Source organism: Terrabacter sp. AAH1, from assembly GCF_054456855.1.
Genome location: NZ_JBTJJV010000027.1, coordinates 1 through 2,275 on the forward strand (window position 1 = coordinate 1; position 2,275 = coordinate 2,275).

The 2,275-nt window shown below is 70.9% G+C and carries 2 protein-coding genes; both read left to right on the forward strand.

Features of this window, described 5'->3' with window-relative positions:
* Positions 1-94 precede the first annotated feature (94 nt).
* The gene (istA, locus tag ACXR8F_RS21470; protein WP_458803620.1) at positions 95-1,363 is read left to right on the forward strand and encodes an IS21 family transposase; all 1,269 of its coding nucleotides are present in this window, start codon (positions 95-97) and stop codon (positions 1,361-1,363) included.
* Positions 1,363-2,217: an IS21-like element helper ATPase IstB gene (istB, locus tag ACXR8F_RS21475; RefSeq protein ID WP_458803621.1), complete on the forward strand. Its 855-nt coding sequence runs from the start codon at positions 1,363-1,365 to the stop codon at positions 2,215-2,217. The genes istA and istB overlap by 1 nt, the downstream gene beginning before the upstream one ends.
* The last annotated feature ends 58 nt before the right edge of the window (positions 2,218-2,275 follow it).

Sequence of the window (2,275 nt, forward strand, 5' to 3'; positions counted from 1 at the left end):
TGTCGACGGCACCTGAAAACTGACCCCCTGACGGCAGGTGAAAACTGACCCCCTGCCGGATCCTGTCCTCAACTGCGAGGGCGGGAGGAAGCGGGTGTTGTCTGTGGAGGACTGGGCTGAGATCCGTCGACTGCACAAGGCCGAGGGGATGCCGATCAAGGTGATCGCGCGGACCATGGGCTGCTCGAAGAACACGGTGAAGAAGGCGTTGTCCGCGTCCGGGCCGCCGTCCTACTCCCGGGCGCCGTCCGGGTCGGTGGTCGACGCAGTGGAGCCGTTGATCCGCGAGTACCTGCAGGGCTGGCCGAGCATGCCTGCGACGGTGATCGCCGAACGGATCGGCTGGGAGCACTCGATCCGGGTGCTGCGCGACCGGGTCACCGAGCTGCGGCCGGCGTACCTGCCGCCGGACCCCGCCTCCCGCACCAGCTACGAGCCGGGTGAGCTGGCCCAGTTCGACTTCTGGTTCCCCGACATCCGGCTCCCGGTCGGGGCCGGGCAGCACCGCACCGCGACTGGCCTGCCGGTGTTGACGATGGTGTCGGGGTACTCCCGCTGGCGCTGCGCGGTCCTGGTCCCGACCCGCGGCGAGCAGGACCTGTACGCCGGGTGGTGGCAGCTCCTGAACGTCCTCGGCGCGGTCCCACGGGCGTTGGTGTGGGACGGGGAAGGCGCGGTCGGGCGGTGGCGGGCCCGGCAGCCGGAGCTGACCGGGGCCTGTCAGGCCTTCCGCGGGGTGCTCGGCGCGAAGGTCGTGATCTGTAAGCCGGCCGACCCGGAGGCCAAGGGCATGGTCGAGCGGTTCCACGACCACCTCGAGCGTTCGTTCCTGCCCGGGCGCACGTTCGCTTCCCCGGCCGACTTCAACACCCAGCTGAGCGCGTGGGTGGCACGCACGAACAGCCGGCACATGCGGGTGCTGGGGTGCCGGCCTGCGGACCGGGTCGAGCCCGACAAGGCGGCGATGATGCCGCTGCCGCCGGTGGCTCCAGTTACCGGCTGGCACGCCAGCACCCGGCTGCCGCGGGACCACTACGTCCGCCTGGACAGCAACGACTACTCGGTCCACCCGGGCGCGGTCGGGCGCCGCGTGGAGGTGGCCGCCGGCCTGGAACGGGTGGTCGTGACCTGTGACGGGAATGTCGTGGCGGACCATCCCCGCTCCTGGGCGAAACACCAGTCCTTCACCGATCCCGCTCACGCGACCGCGGCCGCCGCGATGCGACGCGCGCACATCGCCGCGGCCCGGCCACCCCAGCACGCCGAGGTGCAGGTCCGGGACCTGGCCAGCTACGACACCGCCCTCGGCACCGACGGCACCGACGGCACCGGGCTGGACGCTGCCGGAAGCGGGGTGGCGTGATGACCAGCCGTCCGGTCAGGACCTCGGGCACGACCACGGCGGGCACGACCGAGCCGGCCGCTGGTCCGGGACGGCCCGGGCGTGACGTGAGCAGCGAGCTGGCGTTCCTGACCCGGGCGCTGAAGGCACCGACCCTGCGCGAGGCCGTCCCGCGGCTGGTCGAACGGGCCCGCGCCGAGTCCTGGACTCATGAGGAGTTCCTCGCCGCGTGCCTTCAACGCGAGGTGTCGGCCCGCGAGTCCCACGGCGGCGAGGGACGGATCCGCGCCGCCCGGTTCCCCGCCCGAAAATCACTGGAGGAGTTCGACTTCGACCACGCCCGCGGCCTGCGACGCGACCTGATCGCGCACCTGGGCACCCTCGACTTCGTCACCGCCAGAGAGAACATCGTCTTCCTAGGGCCGCCCGGCACCGGCAAGACCCACCTCGCCACCGGCATCGCGATCCGCGCCTGCCAAGCCGGGCACAGGGTCCTGTTCGCGACCGCGTCCGAATGGGTCGACCGGCTCGCGGGCGCCCACCACGACGGCCGCCTGCAGGATGAGCTCCGACGACTGGGCCGGTACCCGCTGCTGGTCATCGACGAGGTCGGCTACATCCCGTTCGAACCCGAAGCCGCCAACCTGTTCTTCCAGCTCGTGTCCTCCCGCTACGAACGCGCCTCCCTGATCGTCACCTCCAACAAGCCCTTCGGCCGGTGGGGTGAGGTCTTCGGCGACGACGTCGTGGCCGCCGCAATGATCGACCGGCTCGTCCACCACGCCGAGGTCATCGCCCTCAAAGGCGACTCGTACCGGCTCAAGGACCGCGACCTCGGCCGCGTCCCCGCAGCCACCAACCAGGAAGAGAACTGATATGCGGGGGTCAGTTTTCACCTGCCGTCAGGGGGTCAGTTTTCGAGTGCCGTTGACA